The 19,257-nt window shown below is 73.0% G+C and carries 16 protein-coding genes; 10 read left to right on the forward strand and 6 right to left on the reverse strand.

Translation table 11 applies throughout. From position 1 onward, the window contains the following. Positions 1-122: 122 nt before the first annotated feature. Positions 123-1,406 (reverse strand): glycosyltransferase 87 family protein, encoded by a 1,284-nt coding sequence (locus ACFV6I_RS00500; RefSeq protein WP_380423109.1) that lies wholly within the window; start codon positions 1,404-1,406, stop codon positions 123-125. Positions 1,407-1,834: 428 nt separating this feature from the next. Next, entirely contained in the window at positions 1,835-3,148 is a 1,314-nt protein-coding gene (locus ACFV6I_RS00505; RefSeq protein WP_380423110.1) for a UDP-glucose dehydrogenase family protein, read from the reverse strand. A gap of 333 nt (positions 3,149-3,481) precedes the next feature. On the opposite strand from ACFV6I_RS00505, the gene ACFV6I_RS00510 reads away from it, so the two are divergent. Next, positions 3,482-4,873, forward strand: a complete 1,392-nt coding sequence (locus ACFV6I_RS00510; protein ID WP_380423111.1) for a sporulation protein — start codon at positions 3,482-3,484, stop codon at positions 4,871-4,873. A 22-nt stretch (positions 4,874-4,895) separates the two neighbouring features. Here ACFV6I_RS00510 and ACFV6I_RS00515 read toward each other — a convergent pair whose 3' ends face one another. After that, positions 4,896-5,489, reverse strand: coding sequence for a TetR/AcrR family transcriptional regulator (locus ACFV6I_RS00515; protein ID WP_380423112.1), 594 nt, complete (start codon positions 5,487-5,489; stop codon positions 4,896-4,898). Between the two features lie 126 nt (positions 5,490-5,615). Here ACFV6I_RS00515 and ACFV6I_RS00520 point away from each other — a divergent pair, with 126 nt between their 5' ends. Next, positions 5,616-6,779 carry an FAD-dependent oxidoreductase gene (locus tag ACFV6I_RS00520; RefSeq protein WP_380423113.1) on the forward strand — a complete coding sequence of 388 codons (1,164 nt, stop codon included), beginning with the start codon at positions 5,616-5,618 and terminating at the stop codon, positions 6,777-6,779. Positions 6,780-7,040: 261 nt separating this feature from the next. Here the strand turns inward: ACFV6I_RS00520 and ACFV6I_RS00525 are convergent, their stop codons facing one another. Continuing rightward, complete coding sequence (locus ACFV6I_RS00525; protein WP_380423114.1) at positions 7,041-7,772, reverse strand: SDR family NAD(P)-dependent oxidoreductase; 732 nt, start codon at positions 7,770-7,772, stop codon at positions 7,041-7,043. Between the two features lie 476 nt (positions 7,773-8,248). Here ACFV6I_RS00525 and ACFV6I_RS00530 point away from each other — a divergent pair, with 476 nt between their 5' ends. Then, a complete protein-coding gene (locus ACFV6I_RS00530; protein ID WP_380423115.1) occupies positions 8,249-9,085 on the forward strand; it encodes a DUF4190 domain-containing protein in 837 nt (278 codons plus the stop codon). 108 nt (positions 9,086-9,193) lie between these two features. Here ACFV6I_RS00530 and ACFV6I_RS00535 read toward each other — a convergent pair whose 3' ends face one another. Together ACFV6I_RS00535 and ACFV6I_RS00540 are read right to left on the reverse strand one after the other, a co-directional pair. Then, positions 9,194-9,883, reverse strand: coding sequence for a hypothetical protein (locus ACFV6I_RS00535; protein WP_380334574.1), 690 nt, complete (start codon positions 9,881-9,883; stop codon positions 9,194-9,196). Positions 9,884-9,920: 37 nt separating this feature from the next. After that, positions 9,921-10,595 (reverse strand): hypothetical protein, encoded by a 675-nt coding sequence (locus tag ACFV6I_RS00540; protein ID WP_063352037.1) that lies wholly within the window; start codon positions 10,593-10,595, stop codon positions 9,921-9,923. A 306-nt stretch (positions 10,596-10,901) separates the two neighbouring features. Here ACFV6I_RS00540 and ACFV6I_RS00545 point away from each other — a divergent pair, with 306 nt between their 5' ends. Genes ACFV6I_RS00545 through ACFV6I_RS00575 form a run of 7 tightly spaced genes read left to right on the forward strand, consistent with a single transcriptional unit; the run spans position 10,902 to position 19,223 of the window. After that, complete coding sequence (locus ACFV6I_RS00545) at positions 10,902-11,798, forward strand: alpha/beta fold hydrolase (protein WP_380423116.1); 897 nt, start codon at positions 10,902-10,904, stop codon at positions 11,796-11,798. 23 nt (positions 11,799-11,821) lie between these two features. Further along, the gene (locus tag ACFV6I_RS00550; RefSeq protein ID WP_380423117.1) at positions 11,822-12,817 is read left to right on the forward strand and encodes a 3-oxoacyl-ACP synthase III family protein; all 996 of its coding nucleotides are present in this window, start codon (positions 11,822-11,824) and stop codon (positions 12,815-12,817) included. Beyond that, positions 12,814-14,487: an AMP-binding protein gene (locus ACFV6I_RS00555; protein ID WP_380423118.1), complete on the forward strand. Its 1,674-nt coding sequence runs from the start codon at positions 12,814-12,816 to the stop codon at positions 14,485-14,487. Before ACFV6I_RS00550 ends, ACFV6I_RS00555 begins: the two co-directional genes overlap by 4 nt. Beyond that, positions 14,484-15,479, forward strand: a complete 996-nt coding sequence (locus tag ACFV6I_RS00560) for an NAD-dependent epimerase/dehydratase family protein (protein ID WP_380423119.1) — start codon at positions 14,484-14,486, stop codon at positions 15,477-15,479. Before ACFV6I_RS00555 ends, ACFV6I_RS00560 begins: the two co-directional genes overlap by 4 nt. 33 nt (positions 15,480-15,512) lie before the next feature. Then, on the forward strand, positions 15,513-15,785 hold the full coding sequence (locus ACFV6I_RS00565) for an acyl carrier protein (RefSeq protein ID WP_079136475.1): 273 nt from the start codon (positions 15,513-15,515) through the stop codon (positions 15,783-15,785). Next, entirely contained in the window at positions 15,782-17,005 is a 1,224-nt protein-coding gene (locus ACFV6I_RS00570; protein ID WP_380423120.1) for a beta-ketoacyl-[acyl-carrier-protein] synthase family protein, read from the forward strand. The genes ACFV6I_RS00565 and ACFV6I_RS00570 overlap by 4 nt, the downstream gene beginning before the upstream one ends. Then, the gene (locus ACFV6I_RS00575) at positions 16,977-19,223 is read left to right on the forward strand and encodes an MMPL family transporter (RefSeq protein WP_380423121.1); all 2,247 of its coding nucleotides are present in this window, start codon (positions 16,977-16,979) and stop codon (positions 19,221-19,223) included. The genes ACFV6I_RS00570 and ACFV6I_RS00575 overlap by 29 nt, the downstream gene beginning before the upstream one ends. Positions 19,224-19,257 lie beyond the last annotated feature (34 nt).

Genomic DNA, 19,257 nt, shown 5'->3' on the forward strand with positions numbered 1-19,257 from the left:
CCGCGGCGGCCCCCGCGCGCCACCCCCCGCGGGCCCGGCCCGGGGGCCCATCATTCCGCGGGAGCCTCCGCCGGGGAGGAAGGCCGCTGCCCGAAGGCGGGTGACCGGGTGATCCGGCGAACCTACGCGGTCAGCGCCGCCGCCTCCGGGGCCGGTTCGCGGCCGCCCGGAGTCCACGAGCGCCGGAACTCCCCGATGGTGGCCCGGAGTACGACTATCAGCGCCAGCAGCATCAGCACGCCGTTGGCCGGCATCGACAGGTACGGCGACACGCTGGGGGCGATGAATTTGAGGTAACTGCCGAAGGACGACAGCTGGACCAGGACCGGCACGTACCAGAGCCGCCGGGGCAGTTGGAAGGCGATGATCACGCTGATCACGTCCGCCACGTAGAAGTAGCGCTCGTGCATGGACGGCAGCAGGAACGGCACCGCGATCGCGAAGACGGCGGCCAGCAGCAGGAGCCCCGTGTCGGTGAGCTTGGCCCGTCCCTCCCGTACTGTCGGTCCGTTCTTCAGGGCCGCCGCCCCGCCGGCGCGGCGGATGGCCCAGACCGCCAGCCCGATCAGCACCAGCACCAGCGCGCCCGCGACCAGCACACCTGCGTGCCGTACGGGGTCCTGCTCCTCGTACGGCACCGAGACGAACTGGTAGACCGACGGCGCGTTGAGCGTGAGGTCCTTGTACGTGTCCGGCTGCCGGGCGTACACCGTCAGCAGCTGCCACGGGTCGGAGCCGAGCAGCATGGCGGGGATGTCGAGGGCCACGTACACCGCCGGAAGGGCCAGCAGGCTTCGCCACGGGATCCGTCGCGCCAGCACCAGGACGAGCAGGAGCGGGAACAGGAAGATCGCCTGGAGCTTGAACGCCAGCGCGATCCCGAAGAACGAGCAGGCCCACCAGGGCCGGTCGCGCAGGATGTGGTAGACGCCGCCGACCAGGAAGGTCGTGAAGATCGCGTCGGCCTGGCCCCACCAGCCGCTGTTGGTCACGACGGTGGGGAGGAAGAGGACGATCACCGCCGCGCCGAGGGCCCGCCAGGGCTGCTGCGGCGACCGCAGGGAGACGATGCGGAACGTGTAGTACGCCAGCGCCAGGTCGAACAGGATCGAGATGCACTTGATCCCCGTCAGCGCGGCCACCGGAAGGTAGGTGAGCGCGGCCATCAGGTACAGGTAGGGGACGTTGTAGTCCGAGAAGCCGGTGCCGCTGAGAGCGTGGAACCCGCCGTTGTTCGCGATGTACTGGTACCAGGGCCCGAGGAAGTAGTAGAAGTCCGTCGACTCGTTGTCCAGCATCAGGATGCGGACCGAGAGCGCGGCCATCACCGCCGCCATCGCGGCCAGAATCAGGACCGTCGGGTCGGCCGTGCTCTGACGCGGCTCCTCGGCGGTTATCTCGGACATCGGTCTCCATTCGGGTCGGCGGTGCGGTGGGCCGGCCGGGGTGCGTGTCATGGGTCGGACGGCGAGGCCGGTACCGCGCCCTCCGCGGGGGAGCCCCGTCCGCAGGGCGGCAGCCGGACCCGAAAGCCCTCCGTGCCCCACCCCTCGATCCGCCCCCGTGGCCCGTTCCCGTGATCCGTTCCCGCGGGCCGGCCCCGACGGTGGCATCCGGCAGGTGGCGCGCGAACGGGCGGATCCGCCCCCGGCCGATCATAGGCGCCCGTGTCCACCGGCACTCTGCTGGCCCCGGACCGTCAGGGCACGGAGAAGGGCGGACCCGGGCGGCACGGACGACGCCAGCCCCGGGGGCAACCGCAGGGGTGGGGCAGGCGCGGAGCCGGACGGGATCGACGTGGCTGCCGGGGCTACGCGCGGGTCATCCGTGCGCATCAGGGGCGGCCGAGGGCGCGGAAGGTCCAGCCGGCCGCGCGCCAGCGAGCGGCGTCGAGGGTGCCGCGGGCGTCGATGACCTGGGGGACGGCGATGTGTCGGGCGAGGTCGATCGGGTCGGCGTCGGAGTACTGGGGCCAGTCGGTCAGGTGCAGCAGCAGTTCGGCGCCGGTGACGGCCTGGGTGGGGTCGTCGGCGTAGCCGAGCCGGGGGTAGGCCCTGCGGGCGTTGTCCACGGCGGCGGGGTCGTGGACGGTGACCTCCGCGCCGGCCCGCCGGAGGGCGTCGGCGACGGCCAGGGCCGGGGAGTCGCGGATGTCGTCGGTGTGGGCCTTGAACGCGGCGCCCCAGACCGCGATCCGCTTGCCGGTCACGGCGTTGCCGAGGGCTTCGCGGGCGAGTTCGACGGTGTGCTCGCGCCGGCGCCGGTTGATCGCCGCGACCTGGCGGAGCAGGCCGGTGTCGGCGCCGAGCTCTTCGGCGCGGTAGGTGAACCCGGCCAGGTCCTTGGGCAGGCAGCCGCCGCCGAACCCGAGGCCGGGCCGCATGCCCTCGGCGCCGATCCGGTGGTCGTAGCCGAGGGCGAGGACGATCTGCCGGACATCGGCGCCGGTCAGCTCGCAGAGCTCGGCCATCGCGTTGATGAAGGAGATCTTGGTGGCGAGGAAGGCGTTCGCGGCGCCCTTGATCAGCTCGGCCGTCGCGATGCCGGTGACGATCAGCGGGGCGCCGGCGGCCAGGATGTCGGCGTAGACCCGCCGGAAGGCGGCTTCGCTGCCGGTGTCGCCGTCCTCGACGCCGAGCACGATCCGGTTCGGCTCCAGGGTGTCCAGGAGGGCGAACGACTCGCGCAGGAACTCCGGCGACCAGGCCAGGCCGACGCTCACCCCGGCGCGGAGGTGCTCGTCCAGGGTCTGCCGCAGTTCCGTGACCGTGCCGACCGGGACGGTCGATTTGCCGATGATCACCGCGCCGTCGCCGAGCCGGGGGGCCAGGCACCGCACGGCGGTGTGGAGGTGGGTGAGGTCGTAGGCGCCGCTGCCGTCCCGCTGCGGGGTGCCGACGCCCAGGAAGTGGACGCCGGCGAAGTCGGCGGCCTCCGCGTAGGAGGCGGTGAAACGGAGCCGCCCGGTGGCGGTGTGCTTGGCGAGCAGGTCGTCCAGGCCGCGCTCGACGAACGGGGCCTGGCCCTTGTTCAGCGCGTCGACCTTGTCGGTGTCGGTGTCCATGCCGAGGACCTGGTGGCCGAGCTCGGCCATCGCGGCGGCGTGGGTCGCGCCGAGGTAGCCGCAGCCGATCACGGTGAGCTTCACGAACGTGTCCTTTCGAAGGGGCGGGCGGTGTCGGCGCCGGCCGGTCCTGCGATTCCGCACATCCGGTTGTCACCCGTGAGCGTGAATCGGTGGTGGCCCTGCCGGGAGGAGGTTTCCCCAGGCCCCCGGCGGAGGCCCGGAACACCAGGCAACCGCCTGGCAGCCGGTGCGGGCAGGGCTCGCAAGGGGGCTCACAAATCGTGCATCCGATTCACCATGAGCAACGAATGTCCTACCCTCGGTGATCCGGCCTCGGGTGCCGGGCCTGCGACTTCTCGTGGCCGGTCGCGTACGACTCCCCGCGCCCGCGCGGGGACCGATCGAGGGGGCGCCGTGGCGTCGACCACCCGCCGGACCAGGCCGCCGAACGACGCGCTGGCCCGGATGATCGACAAGTGCGAGGGCGCCAGCCGCAAATCGCTGGCCCACCGGGTGAACCAGCTCGCCCACGAAGCCGGGCTGACCACGACCTATACGCACACGTCCGTTGCGAACTGGACGACGCGCGGCATGGTGCCGGACTGGCCCGTGCCGAAGCTGCTGGCCCGGGCGATCGGGGAGCGGCTCGGCCGGCCCGTGGGACTCGGCGAGATCGGTATGGCCGATGCCGGGACACCGGACGCCGCGATGGGGTGGGATTTCCCGAGGGACCCCGCCGAGGCCGTGCGTACGGCCACTTCGTTCTGGAGCAGCGTGAACCGCCGAGACTTCCTCACCGGTGCGGGCTTCGCCGTCTCCGCGTTCACCACCCCGGTCACCCGCTGGCTGGTCACCCCCGCCGACGACACCGCCGCCCACCGCGGCCGCGGCCGGGTCGGCGCCGCCGACCTCGCCGAACTGCGGGACGCCGCCGACGATGCCCGGCGCTGGGACTCCAGGTACGGCGGCGGGAACTGGAAGGCCGACTCCGTCACCGCCTGCCTCCGGGAACGCGCCGTCCCGCTCCTGAACGGCTCCTTCAGCGACGAGGTCGGACGGCAACTGTTCTCCGCGACGGCCGAGTTGTCCCGCCTGGCGGGCTGGACGGCCTTCGACGCCGGCCGACACGACGTCGCTCAACGGCACTTCATCCAGGCCCTCCGCCTGGCCCGGGCCGGCGGCGACGTCCAGCTCGGCTGCTATGTCCTGACCGCGATGGCCATGCAAACTCTGCTGAGGGGATTCGCGAGCGAGGCCATCGACATGGCCCAGGGCGCCTTCGAGCGGGCCAGGGGCCGGGCGGCCCCCAGGGTGCTCGCGTTCACCAAGCTCATCGAGGCCCGGGCCCACGCCCGGGACGACGACGCCCGGGCCGCCTCCGCCGCGCTCGCCGCCTCCGAGAGCCTGCTCGACCAGGCCCGCGACGGCGCCGAGGAGCCGGCGTGGATCGACTTCTACCACCACGCGCGGCTCTCGGCCGACGCCGCCGAGATCTTCCGCGACCTGAGGAACCCCGAGGCCGCCCTCGCGTGGAACGCGCAGGCCGCCGCCATGCCGCCCGGGGTGTTCACCCGCTCGGTCGGGATGCGGCTGGCCATCGTCGGCACCGCCCACCTCCAGAGCAAGGACCTGGACCAGGGCCTCGCGCTCGGCCACCAGGCCGTCGACATCCTCGCCCGCGTCCAGTCCAGCCGGGCCAAGGACTACGTCCGCGAGTTCAACACCGCGCTCACCCCTTGGCGCCGCGAGCCGCAGGTCGTCGAGTTCCTCCGGCGGACCGGCAGGGAGCTCGGCGTCGCCGTATAGGGCGAGAGGCGGCGCGGCCGGGTCAGGTGCCCGGGTGGGAGGCTGCCCAGCCGTGTTCGAGCAGGGCGAAGGCCTCGTCGGCGGCTCGGCGTGGTTCAGGGTGCCGCAGGATGAGGCCGCGGGCCTCAAGGGCGAAACGGGCGAGGGCGGCGCAGCTGACGTCGTCCTCGGGGGCGGCGACGGCCTCGGCGATGGCTCGTGCCAGGGCGGTTTCGTGGCGCGTCCACATGCGGTGGGCGTAGTCGCGCAGCGCGGGGGTCTCCTGCACCATGCGCGTGAAGTCGGCGAACCGCGGGTCCGCGGTGTGGACGGCGAACTGGGTCTGCGCCAGCAGGAGGTGCTCGCGCAGCGCCTGCGGGATCGACGTGCCGGGGGTGCGTTCGCGTACGGCGGCGACGAGTGCTGCTTCGATGTCGTCCTCCTGGTCGAAGACCAGGGCTTCCTTGCCGGAGAAGTGCTTGAACAGGGTGGTCACCGAGACGTCGGCGGCCTCGGCGACGTCCTTGACGCCGACCTGGTCGTAGCCGTGTTCGAGGAAGAGGTCGAGTGCGGCGTCGGCCAGGGACTGGCGGGTCTGGGCCTTCTTGCGCTCGCGGCGCCCGGTCGGTTCGGTCACGTGCCCACCATATCAGCGAAGTGCATCCGCTGCAAAAGTTTAGTCGTTGCGCTTATTTAGCGAGTGTGCTTTCTTGGTGATGTCAGGCCTCCCAGTGGCCCACCCACCTCCCCGAGGGGTACTCCCATGAACTCTGCCCGCGATCCCCGCGATCCCCGCGATCCCCGTGATCCCCGTGATCCCCGCGATCCCCGCGATCCCCGCATCGCGATCGTCGGTGCCGGCCTCGGCGGCCTCACCTGCGCCCGGGTCCTGCAGCAGCACGGTCGCTCCGTCACCGTCTTCGAGCGCGAGGCATCCGCCGACGCCCGCCCGCAGGGCGGCACCCTCGACCTGCACGCCGACACCGGCCAGGCCGCCCTGCGGGCGGCGGGGCTCCTCGACCGGTTCCACGCCCTCGCCCGCCCCGAAGGAGACGCATGGCGCGTGCTCGACTTCGCCACCGCCGCGCTCGTGGCGCAGCAGGGGCCTTCCGCCGACGGTGGCCGGCCGGAGATCGACCGCGGTCAACTGCGCGGCCTGCTCCTGGACTCGATCGCCGAGGGCACGGTGCGATGGGACCGCGCCGTCAGTGGGGTCACCCCGCTGACGGACGGCACCTGCCGGCTGCGCTTCGGTGACGGTAGCGTCGAGGACTTCGACCTGGTGGTCGGCGCCGACGGCGCCTGGTCGCGCGTCCGCCCGGCCCTGTCGTCCGCCGTACCCGGCTACACCGGTGTCACCTTCGTCGAGACCGGATTCGACCACTGCGACACCCGCCACCCCGACCTGGCGCGGCTGGTCGGCAACGGTTCGATGCTGGTGAAGGGCGCCGGCAGGTCCCTGGTCGCCCAGCGCAACAGCAACGGCCACATCCGCGTCTACATCGCGCTGCGCGTGCCGGAGGACTGGCACACGGCCGCCGGTGTCGACCTCGGCGACCAGCGGGCCGTGCGGACGCACCTGCTGAGGACGTTCGACGGCTGGGACGAGAGCCTGCGCTACGTCCTGCGCAACAGCGACAGCGGGTTCGTCAGCCGGCCCCTGTTCGTCCTGCCCGCCCCGCACACCTGGCAGCGCGTTCCCGGCGTCACGCTGCTCGGCGATGCCGCGCACCTGATGCCCCCGGTCGGACTGGGCGCCAATCTCGCCATGCTCGACGGCTCCGACCTCGCCCACGCCCTCGCTACCGAACCCGGCGTCGACGACGCCGTCCGCGCCTACGAGAGCATCATGCTGCCGCGCTCGATCGAGGCCGCGACGGGCAGCGCGCAGGGACTCGACCACCTCGTTCCCTCGACGGCCCCCTGAACCGACTCCACTCGGGCTCTGACTGTCTTCGCTCAGGGACCTGGTGTTCGGGCGCTCGCGGCTGGAGTCGTCCAGGGCGGGTCGAGCGACTGTCGGCTTCCACGGGCTGTCCGGGCTGTCCGGTCCCTTTGGTCGCTTTGGTCGCTGCGTATTTACGCAGGTCAGGGTGGCGACAGGGACTGAAGCGACTGAGGCCGGGGATTGGGTGCACGTTGTCGCCCGGCGCGGAGAGTCCACCGTGGGCGCGGTTTGAACGTGGTGTCAGGCAACGGGTCGTCCGTTGCCGAACAGCTGTCCGGTGGGCCCGTCGGCGCCGAGGGTGGCGGCTCGGACGATGTCGCGGGCGCTTTCGGCGGCCGGGCGGTCGGTTGCGTCGTCGCCGCGTTCGGGGTGGGTGGCGGTGTTGCCGGGGTCGACGGCGTTGACCAGGATCGGGGTGTGCGCCAGGTCCCGGGCGAGCACCGTGGTCAGGGCGTTGAGCATGTACTTGGCCATCGAGTAGGCCGGGGCGCGCAGCGACGCGCCGAGGTCGAGGCCGGTGGCGATCTGCTGGGCGGACAGGCTTGAGACGTTCACGATCCGGGCTGCGGGCGCGGCGGTCAGCAGCGGCAGCATCGCCTGGGTCAGGGCCCACGGGCCGATCACGGTGACTTCCAGTGCGGTGCGCACCGCATCCATGTCGGCTTCCATCGCGGACAGGACCTGGAAGTCGGGCATGGCGCTGGCGTTGTTGACCAGGACGTCGAGGTGGCCGAAGGCCTGGGTGAGGTGGTCGGCGGCTTCGCGCATGCTGACGGGGTCGGACAGGTCCAGGTGCAGGGCGGTGGCCGCGTGCCCGTCCCGGCACAGTCGGGCGGCCAACGGTTCTGCCGTGGAGTGGTCGCGGGCGGTGAGGATGACGTGGTAGCCCTGTTCGGCGAGCTCGCGGGCGACGGCGAAGCCGAGTCCGGCCGGGCGGCTGGTCCCGGTGACGAGTGCGGTCCTGATGGCCATGGCGGGTGTTCCCCTTTCAGGTGGCTTGAACAGTTGCTCGCCTGAGCTTGGACCGCGACGCCGGAGCTGTCACCGGGCACCTGTATGTTGATCACCCGCCGACCCCGTCGGTGTCCCGTCCCGGGGTGTCGACGTGCGGGTCCGGCCTGGGGTGGTGACCGCTTCGCGGAAATCGGGTCGCTGGCGTCGGGGGATCAGGAGATCCTTTGGCGTCGAGGCTGAAAAGCCGCTCATCATTTCAAGTGCTTGAAGGATTTTGCATGACCGTTCCTGCCCCGCCCGACAGCCCGCAGTCCGCCGAGGAGCCGGCCGACACCAACGCATGGGCGGCACCGAGCCCGGGTCAGGGTGGCGGCGAGGCTCCGGGTCAGGGCGAGGCCACGGCGCCTGCCCCTACCGCTGCCCCTACCCCCGCCCCTGCCGCGCCCCCTGTCGCGGCTCCGAACGTCCCGTACTGGCCGCCGTACGCGTACCCGATGCCGGCGCCGCAGCCTCGCAACGGCCTGGGCACCGCGGCCATGGTGCTCGGGATCGTCGGTGGCGTCCTCAGCCTGGCCGTCATCTTCTTCTGGCTGTCCTGGCTGCCGGCCCTGCTCGCCGTGGTCTTCGGCGCCATCGGGCTGGGCTACGTCCGCAAGGGCCTGGCGACCAACCGGGCGATGGCGCTCGCGGGCGTGATCCTGGGCATCACCGGCCTGCTGGTCTCGGTCGGCGCCGGGGTGTTCGTCGTGACGCGGGTGCAGGCGGCCAACGAGGAGCGGCGGGCGGATGAGAACGCCGCTCGCGCCCGTGCCGATGCCGCGACCCGGGCCGCCAACGAGCGGGTGGCGAAGGAGCGGGAGCGGATCGAGGCCGAGCGGAAGAGGGTCGAGGCCGAGCAGGAGACGGCGGCCGCGGACGAGCGGGCCCGGCGCCTGTCGTTCGGTCAGTCCTACACGTACGGGGACGGGCTGAAGGTCACGATGGCCGCGCCGACGCCGTACGTTCCGAGCGACAGCGTGTCGGGGACGCCCAAGAACGCCAAGATCATCCAGGTGCGGATCACCGTCGTCAACACCGGGTCGGAGGACGTCTCGCTCACCGGGTCGGGGCTGCCCACCATCAGGGACGCCAAGGGCAACCTCGTCTTCACGCTGATCGACGGAAGCGGACGGATGAAGATCCTCAAGGGCTCGCTGGCCCCGGGCGAGGAGGCCACCGGTCTGACGGCGTACGCCCTGCCGGGCAGCGCGGCCGACCGGTTCTCCGCCCAGTTCGACTACGGTCTCGGGCGGCTGCGCAAGGACGTCATCTGGTCCGGTTCTCCGAGCTGACGCGGGGCCGCTCCCACCGGAGACCAGGGTGGGGCGAGGCCTCTGGCCCGGATCGTCCGAGGCCGGGACGCGGCAGGTGCCGCGCCCCGGCCAAGTGTCGAGGGAGCCTCAGAGGTTGAAGCGCATGATCATTCGACTTCCCGGGAGGCTGCTGATGGTCCCGCTGTCGCAGTCCGTGATGTCGGCCCCCGGGTAGAGGGTGCCGGTGACGGTGGCGCCGGGCAGGACGGTGCTGCCGAGGGTCACCGTGCCATTCAGGCTGTTGGCGATCTGGTTCTTCGAGGGGTCGCCCTCGACGCGTTGCATGCCCGAGGTGTTGATGGTGGAGGTGCCGGCCGGGTTGCCGTTCGCGTCGACCCAGTCGACGACGATGGTGCCGGTGAGCTGGCCGACCTGCTTGCAGGAGAGGGTCGCCGACCCGGTGACGGAGACCGATCCGGCGGACAGGGCGGGGCCGCCGTTCTTCGTCAGGCACCTGTCGATGGCGCCGTTGTTCATGGACAGGTCGACCGCAGCGGGGGTGTCCGTGATCGGCTGGGTGCTGTTGACCGTACCCTCCGCGGAGCACATGAGCCGGAGCAGGGGGTTGGCCCGGGTTTCGGCGACCCCGTTGGCCCCGTCGGTCACGACCGGCGTGTCGGCGGCCGAGGCGGGGGCGGGATGCTGGAGGAGCACGGCCGAGGTGGCGGCCACCGCGGCCAGGGCGAGCGGGACGGCGGCCAGGCGCCACCGGTGGGGCCTGGACGACGCTGCTTCCCGCGTCGGCACGGGGTCGGAGTCCCAGGAGTGCGAAGGCATGGTGTTCCTGTTCTGTGAAGTCGGGCGGCTGAGGGGGTCAGAGGAGGCTGGAGAACTGGGCGTCGTGCTTCGCGGTGAGGCTGCTCAGGCCGTTGGAGCAGTGGCTGATGTCGCTGGTGGGCTCGAAGGTGGCGAGGACGCCGGCGAGCGGTAGGACCTTGCTGCCGAGGGACACCGTGCCGTCGCTCGAGTTGAGGATGTCCCCGCGCGCGGGGTCGCCTTCGACGTCCTGTGCGCCGTTGGTGGTCACGGTGGAGGTTCCGACGACGCTGCCGGTCTGGTTCAGTCCGCTGTACCAGGTGATGGTCTCGGTGCCGCTGAACGTACTGGGGGAGGAACACGAGAGCGTGCCGGTGCCGGCGAAGGTCAACGTCGCCGACAGGACGTCCGTGGGCCCGCCGTTCTCGGCGAAGCACTCGTCGAACGTGCCGACCCAGGAGAGGGACACGGTTGCGGGGGTGTTCGTGATCGGCGCGCTGCTGCTGCCGACGGCCTGCCCGGAGCAGGTGAGCTTGGTCAGGAGCGTGTCGCGGTGGCCGGCGGACTCGCTGGCGGCGGCCGGGGTGGGGGCGGCCTGCTGGAAGAGTAGGCCGGCACCGGCGGCCGTGGCGACCAGGGCGAGCGGGACGGTGGCGAGACGCCAGCGCCGGACCGAGGGGCGCCTGGTGCGCGGTCCGGACGGTGCGCCCTGGGCAGTGGGCTGATCGCCCATAATGTCCTCCTTTGTTTAGGTGCGAACTACTGCTGTCAGAATCACCACCAGTGGGGCTCCGTGCGATCCGAGCAGGGCTGGATTCGCCTTTACGGTGCGATATTGACCCGACTGTCGCAGCGCACGACCGAACTCCTCCCGAGTTGTCTTTTTGCTACTGAAGATCGTGAACAATCTTTACTATCGGGCAGTCGGGGGATACCGGCGCGTGCTTGCCGGGTCTTCCCCCGGCCTCGGGTTACGTTCTGCGGCAGACCTTTTCAGCGCTGGCCCGTCGGGCCGCCCGACGGACAAGGGGAGAACCCCATGCTGCCCAGTCGACCCCTCCTGCCCGGCTTTCCGGGTAGGGAGCACTGGTGGCGCGAGGAGGAATCCGGATTGCACTACGTCGACCACGGATCCGGCGACGTCGTGCTCATGCTGCACGGAAACCCGACGTGGGGATATCTGTGGCGGCGTCTTATCGCCGCGCTGGCCGGGGATTTCCGCTGCATCGTGCCGGACCAGTTGGGCATGGGGCTCTCCCAGCGCAGGACCGGTGCCGGTCCGATTCCGCTCGCGGAGCGGCTGGAGCACCTCGACGCGCTGGCGGCCCACCTGATCGAGCAGCGTCGGGCGCCGTCGGCGGGCTGGACCCTGGCGGTACACGACTGGGGAGGGCCGATCGGCCTGGCCTGGGCGAGGCGGCACCCCGGGTTGGTCACGAAGCTGGTCGTGCTGAACAGCGTGGGTTTCCGCTGGCCCGAGGGCTACCGACTGCCGCGATCGCTGGCCCTGCTGCGCGACGTCTGGCCGCTCGGCGAGGCGGCGCACCTGCTGAACGTCTTCCCCCGGGCGGCGCTGCGGGCCGGGGTGGTCCGGCCGCTGCCCGCCGAAGTCCGCTCCGCCTACCTGCGGCCGTACCGCAGCGCGTGGCAGCGCAGGGCGGTGCGGGACTTCCTGCGGCAGATCCCGCGCAGCGGCGCGGACCCCGCCTGGTCCCTGGTCGATCCCGGCGGCGACAGCGCCGACCTCGCCGGGCTGTCGGCGTTCATCGGCTGGGGCCTGCGCGACCCGGTGTTCACACCGCTCGTCCTGCGGGAGTGGCGGCGCAGACTCCCGCACGCCGAGGTGCACGCCTTCGCCGACGCGGGCCACTTCGTCCTGGAGGACGCCGGCGATTCCCTGACCGGGCCGCTCCGGCGCTTCCTGTCCACGCGATGACGAACCATCACGGAGAGGTACCCATGCCCTCGCCCCACAGCAGGATCAGCCTCGTACGGGTCCATGTCCCCGAGGCCCGTCAGAGTTCCCGCGAGATCGAGGAGGAGCTGCGTCGGCAGAGCCCCGGGGCCGCGCTGCCGGCGGGGCTGCTGGAGCACATGTTCGGGCTGCGCGAGCGGTGCGTGGCCGCGCCGGGGGAGCTGCCCTCGGACCTGGCGGCCCGGGCGGGTGCCGCCGTCCTGCGCGACGCCGGCCTCCCGCCCGAAGCGATCGACCTGCTCGTCTACACGGGGATCAACAAAGACCTCGACGAGCCGGCGACCGCGAACGTGGTGGCCGCCAAACTCGGTGTCACGGCACCGGTCTTCGACCTGATGAACGCCTGCAACGGCGTGCTCAGCGCGTTGGAGAGCGTGGACGCGCTGATCAGGCTCGGCTCCTACCGGCGGGTGCTGGTGGTCACCGGGGAGACACCCAGCCGGATCACCCGCTGGCGCGTTCCGGACCGCGGCCGGCTCGCATCGGCGCTGGCCAGTCTCACGCTGGGCGACATGGGGGCGGCCGTGCTGGTGGAGGCGAGCGAACGGCCCGGCATCCTCGGCAGCCGCTTCTTCGCCAACTCGGCCGCGTGGCCGAGTGCGGTACTGCGCAGCCCGTACGCCACCGGCCGGATGCACGAGTTGGACGTCGACGACTCCGCGTTGACGGCCTCCTTCGCGGAGCTGCGGGAACAGGCCTTCAAGGCCGCGGGCGAACTGATCGATTCCGTGGCCGACTGCGCGCTGTTCTGCGTCCACCAGCCCTCGGTGGCCATGGCCCGCGACCTCTGCTCCGCTGCGGGCATCCCCGCCGAGGCGGTGATCTCCACCTTTCCCGATTACGGCAACGTCGCCACCGCCACCATCCCGCTGCAGCTGGCACTCGCGCAGGAGCAGGGCCGGCTGCACGAGGGCGATCTGGTGGGGATCCTCGGCCTGGCCAGCGGCACCAGCCTCGGCGTCATGGCCCTGCGGTGGTGAGCGCGGTCCCTGGGGCCACCCGGGAGCAGGAGGCCTGGCCGGAGACGCTCGCCGCCCACCTGGCCGGCTGGGCCGGCCTGCAGCCGGACCGCACCGCGCTCGTCTGGCCCGCTCCGCGCGGCCGTTGGCACACCGTCGACTTCGCGACGCTGGAGGCCGCCTGCCGGGCGCGCATCCGCGACCTGCGCGAGGCGGGCGTCGGCGCCGGGCAGAAGGCCGTGGTGATGGCCCGCGACCCGTACGACCTGGTGACCACCGTGTACGGGCTGCTCGCCCTCGGTGCGGTGCCGGTGCTGATCGACCCGGCGCTGCCCCGTCCGGCGCTGCGGGCCTGTCTGGACGAGACGCGGCCCGAGGTGTTCATCGGTGACCCGCTCGCCCAGCTGGCCCGGCTGCTGCTCGGCTGGGCCCGCCCATACGTCACCGTCTCGCTGCTCACGGGCCGTCGACCGCGCGCGCCCAGGCCGGAGCCCGACCAGCCGGAGCCGCCGTGGCCGAGCCCGCCGCCCGCGGCCTCGCTCGCGCTGATCGCCTTCACCTCCGGCTCCACCGGAGTGCCCAAGGGCGTGGAGTACGAGCACCGGCAGCTGGCCGCCCAGGTCCGCTCGATCGCCGGGCTGCTGGGTCTGGGCCCGGGGGAGGTGCTGCTCGCCGGGTTCCTGCCCTTCGCCCTGTTCGGGCCCGCCACCGGCGCCACCACCGTCGTCCCGGCCGTGAACCACCTCAGACCGGCCCGCACCCGGGGCGCCGACCTGGCGCGCGCCGTCACCGAACACTTCACCTCGGTGGTGTGCGCCTCCCCGGCGGTGCTGCGGGCCCTGGCCGGGGAGTGCGAGCACGGCCGACTGTCGCTCGCCCCGGTGCGGCTGGCCTGTTCCTTCGGCGCCCCGCCGTCCGAGCGGCTGGTGCGTGCGCTGCGCCGGGCGCTGCCGGAGGAGGCGACGCTGCTCAGCGCGTACGGCGCCACCGAGTGCCTGCCGGTCAGCGTGATCGACAGCACCGAACTGGCCGCCGCGCACGCGGAACCGGGGCACGCCCACCGCGGGGTCTGCCTGGGCCGCCCGGTGCCCGGCATCGCGGCCCACATCCTGGTGCCGGTCGGTCCCGTGTCATACAACCGGCCGGTTCCACAAGGGAGTTACGGAGAGATCACGGTCGGCGGCCCGCAGGTCAGCCGGGCCTACCACGCTCGCCCGGGAGCGAACGCGGCCGCCAAGGTCGGCGCCGGCGAGGACCTGCTGCACCGCACCGGCGATCTCGGCTGGCTGGACGAGAGCGGCCGGCTGTGGTTCCTCGGGCGCTCCGCGCACCGGGTGCACGGAGCCGGGTTCGCACTCGACACCGCCGTGGTCGAGCGGATCGCCGACGCGGTGCCCGGCATCGGCCGCACCGCGCTGATCGGCCTCGGGCCCGCCGGCCGTCAACGGCCGGTGCTCTGCGTGGAGTTGGCGCCATCGGCGGCCAACTCGGCGACGGCCGTCCTCCAGGGGCTTCGGCACGCCCTGTCGGCGGTGCCGGGCGGCCACCGGATCGCCGCCGTCCTGCTCCACCGCCGGCTGCCCACCGACCCGAGGCACAACTCGCGCGTCGACCGCGACCGCCTCGCCCGCTGGGCCCGCCGCCGGCTGAGCCGACGACGCCCGGGCGGCGTGCCGGGAGGCGGGCGATGAGGGTCCTGGTCACCGGGGGCAGCGGCTTCCTCGGCCTGGAGCTGTGCAGCCGCCTCGCCGGGCGCGGCGACGAGGTGGTCTCGCTGAACCGCCGCCGGAGCCCGGAGTTGGAGCGGCTCGGGGTCCGCCAGCACCTGGGCGACATCGCCGACCCGCGTACCGTCCGGCGGGCCCTCGCCGGGTGCGAGGCGGTGATCCACAACGCGGCCCTGGCCGGGGTCCGGGGGCCCGAGCAGCCGTACCGCGCGGTCAACGTCGACGGCACCCGGCGCGTCCTGACCGCCTGCCGCGCCCTTGGTATCCGCCAACTGGTCTATACCTCCACCGCGAGCGTGGCCTTCACCCCTGAGGGCGTCACGGGAGCGGACGAGTCCCTGCCCGGGCCCCGACGCCACTCGGCCGCCTACCCCCGCACCAAAGCCGAGGCCGAGGCGGCCGTCCTCGCCGCCAACGGCCCGGACCTGGCCACCACGGTGCTGCGGCCCCACCTGATCTGGGGGCCCGGCGACCCGCACTTCCTGCCCGCCCTGCTGCGGGCGACCGAAACCGGGCGACTGCTGATGCCGGGCCGCGGCACCAACCTCGTCGACACCTGCCACCTCTCCACCGCGGCCCACGCCCACCTGCTCGCGCTGGACCGGCTGCGACCGGGCCACCCGGCGGCCGGGCAGGCCTACTTCATCGCCCAGGGCGAACCGCGACCCCTGCGCGAGGTGGTGGCCAGGCTCCTCGCCGCAGCCGGACGCCGCGCGAGCTGGCGCCCGGTGCCCTACCCCGTCGCCCTGGCCGCCGCCGTCCTGGCCGACGCCACCACGACGGTGCTCCGCCGCCACACCGACCACGGCCTCAGCCGGTTCCTGCTCCACCAGCTCACCCGGCCGCACTGGTTCGACCTCACGGCGGCCCGGCGCGACCTCGGCTTCGAGCCGCCCACCACGTTCGACCACGCCATGGCCGAGCTGACCCGCCACCACCGCACCACCGGCGGCTGAGCCCTCCCCCTCACACTCCGGAAAGGAACGACTATGGACACGACGCTCTCCGTGGACGACGTCTGCGACACCGCCCAGACCCTGCTCGTCGAGCGGTTCGGCGTATCCGCCGACGCCATCAGCCCCGACGCCACGTTCGAGGAGATGGACGTCGACTCGCTCGCGCTGGCCGAGTTCGCCTTCGTGCTCCAGGACGAGTTCGGCATCCTGATCAGCCAGGAGGACGCCGACCGGCAGAGCACGCTCATCGACGTCGCCCGGATCGTCCAGGCCCGACTCGGCGACGCGACCGAACCCGTCGCGTGAACCGCCCCGAGATCGCCGTCACCGGCCTGGGGCTCGTCACCCCGGCCGGGTTCGGCACCGAGGAGACCTGGCAGCGGGTCTGCGCCGGCACACCCACCGCGTCACCGGACCCGGACCTCGACGCCGCCCCGGTGACGTTCTCCTGCCGCATCCCCGCCATGGACCTGGACACGGCGGTCGGACGCAAGAAGGCCTGGCGGATCGGACGGTTCAGCAAGCTCGCGCTGCTCGCGGCCCGGGAGGCCGTCCAGAACGCGGGACTGGACACCGGCGGGTGGGACGGCGCCCGGGTCGCCGTCGTGCTCGGGGTGGGCTTCGGCGGCGCGCCGCACTGGGAGGACCAACTGCGCCGACTCCACCAGCGCGGGCCGGCCCACGTCTCGCCGACGGTGATCCCGATGGTCATCGGCAACATGGCCGTCGGCGAGGTGGCCCAGGAGTTCGGCGCGCGCGGCCCCACGCTCGCCTGCGCCACCGCCTGCGCCTCCGGTGCCACGGCGCTGGCCATCGCCCACGACCTGCTGGTCGCCGGGTCCTGCGACATCGTCCTGGCCGGTGGCGCCGAAGCCGCCCTCAGCCCGCTGGTGGCGACCGGGTTCCACCGGATGGGCACCCTGTCGGCACGCGGGCACGACGTACCGGGCGCCTCCCGGCCGTTCGCCGCCGACCGGGACGGCTTCGTCCTGGCCGAGGGCGCCGCCGTGCTCGTCCTGGAGCGCGCCGCGGACGCGAGGGCGCGCGGCGCCCGGGCGCGCGCCGTGCTCGCCGGACACGGCGCCAGCAACGACGCCCACCACCCGACCGCGCCGCCCCAGGGCGCCGCCGGTGCGGAACAGGCGCTGCGCACGGCGCTGCGCAGCGCGGGCCTGGGCGCCGGCGACATCGGCCACGTCAACGCCCACGGCACCTCCACCCCACTCAACGACGCCGCCGAGGCCGGCCTGATCGCCCGCGCCCTGCCGCACCAGCCCAGCGTCACCGCCCCCAAGGGCGTGCTCGGCCACAGCCTCGGCGCGGCCGGCGCGATCGAGGCGGCGCTCACCGTGCTGACCATCGAGCGCTCGCTGGTACCGCCGGTCGCCAACCTCACCCCCGACATCGCCGAGTTCGACATCGACTGCGTCACCGGGACGGCGCGCCGGCAGCGCATCGACGCGGCGCTCAGCCACTCCTTCGGCTTCGGAGGCCACAATGTCGTCCTCGCCCTGCGCCGGGACTGACCCCCGGGCGGGTACGGTCCGAGCCACCCCGGCGCCGCCCGACGGCACCGGGGCCCGGCTCGGCGCACTCGTCGCCCGCCACCGCTGGGCGGTGCTGTGGACCACCGCCCTGCTGCTGGCCGTCGCCGCGGTCGTCGGGGCCGGGCTGCCCGCGCGGCTGTCCCACGGCGGCTTCACCAACCAAGGGGCCGAGTCCAGCCGGGCGCTCGAAGCCATCGAGCACCACTACAACGCGGGCGGGACCAGCACGATCGTGGTCTTCCGCAGCGAGACCCTCACCGTGGACGACCTGGAGTTCGGCGAAGCCGTGCGCTCCGCGCTCGCCGAGGTGCCCAGATCCGTGCTGACGGGTGCCCAGCACTACTGGAACACCGGCAAGCGGGAACTCCTCTCCACCGACGGGCACGCGGCCTGCGTGGTCGTCGGACTGGCCGGCACCGGCGACCAGGCCAAGACCGCCTCCTACGAGCGGCTGCGCCGGCTGCTACACGCCGACGGACTCACCGTTGCCTACGCCGGTCAGGTACCGCTCCAGGCCGACCTGGACCGCACCGTCGACGACGACCTCACCCGGGCCGAACTCTACGTCTTCCCCCTGCTGTTCCTGCTGCTGCTGCTCTTCTTCGGCAGCCTCGCCGCGGCCCTGCTGCCGCTGGCCGTGGCCGGCGCGAGCCTCACGCTGTCCTTCGCGGTGCTGCGCGTGCTCGCCCCACTGGTGCCGGTCAGCTACGTCACCCGCAACGTCGTCGTCATGATCGCTCTCGGGCTGTCCGTCGACTACGCCCTGTTCGTCGTCGTCCGCTTCCGGCGCGAGCTGCGCCACCGGGGCGACCCGCACCGGGCCGTGGCCGCCACCATGGCCACCGCCGGGCACACCGTGCTCTACTCCGCGACGGCCATCTCGCTCGCCGTCCTGGGCCTGACCCTGCTCCCGTTCCCCATCACCCGCTCCCTCGGCATCGGTGCCGCCGTCACCGTCGCGCTGGCCGGCGCCGTCAGCCTCACCATGCTGCCCGCCGTACTGGCCGTGCTCGGCCCGGGCGTCGAGGCCGGGTGCGTCCGGCTGCCGGGCTTCGGACGGGCCGGTCTCGGACGTGCCTGGGCGGAGGGCGAGGAGACGGGGTTCTGGTACCGGCTGGGCCGGAGCGCCGTCACGCACCCGTGGGCCTGGCTCACCGCCGCCGTCACGGTGATCGCCGTGCTGAGCGTCCCGGTCGTCGGGCTGCACCTCGCGGCGAGCGACCAGCGGACCCTGCCCGCCGGGGCGGCCAGCCGCAGAGCACAGGAGCAGCTGCACGAGGACTTCCCGGCGGCCGCGCTCGACCAACTCCAGGTCGTCGCCCACCTGCGGGACGACATCGGCGGCGAGCCGGGCAAGGCCGCACTGGCCCGCTGGCAGCAGCGACTCGCCGCACTGCCGGGCGCCCAGGACGTCCGGCTGCGCGTCAGCACCGCGCACAGCGCCATACTGACCGTCAGCACCGACGCGGCTCCGGACGCTCCCGCCGCCGGGCAACTGGTGCGCGCCGTGCGGGCGCTCGACCCGCCCGACGGCGGCCGCGTCCTGGTCGGCGGACCGGCCGCGGCCAACGTCGACGTCCTGGACACCCTGAAGGCCAGGCTCCCGGCACTGGTCGGGTACCTGCTGGTGGTCACGCTCGGCCTGCTCTTCCTGGCCTTCCGGTCGCTGCTGGTCCCGCTCAAGGCGGTCATCACCACGACGATGTCCCTCGGCATCGCCTTCGCGGCCGTCACCTGGACCGTCCAGGACGGCCACGGCGCCCGGCTGCTGGGCCTTCAACCCACCGGGTACGTCGGCGCGTTGGAGGCCGCCATCATGCTGATGTTCGTCTTCGCGCTCTCCGTCGACTACGAACTCTTCCTGATCGCACAGATCCGCGAGCTCCACCGCGGCGGCATGGACAACGCGAGCGCCGTGGTGACCGGCCTCGGGCGCACCGGCGGGCTGATCTCGGCCGCGGCGGCCCTGATCGTGCTGGTCGCCGCGGCCTTCGCGACCAGCCCCGTCGTCACCGTGAAGGAGATCGCCCTCGGTGTCCTGGTGGCCGTGGCCGTCGACGCCACCGTGGTGCGCATGCTGCTGGTCCCCGCCACCATGCGCCTGCTCGGCGAACTCAACTGGTGGACACCGCGCTTGCGGCGGCCGGCGGCGCAGCTCCTCGACGTCCGTCCGGCCGGCGGTGGCGGTGGGCTCTGAGCGCCGGTGTCCTGCGCCGGAGATCCGGCGCAGG

It is taken from the genome of Kitasatospora sp. NPDC059803 (assembly GCF_042732255.1).
Classification (GTDB): Bacteria; Actinomycetota; Actinomycetes; order Streptomycetales; family Streptomycetaceae; genus Kitasatospora.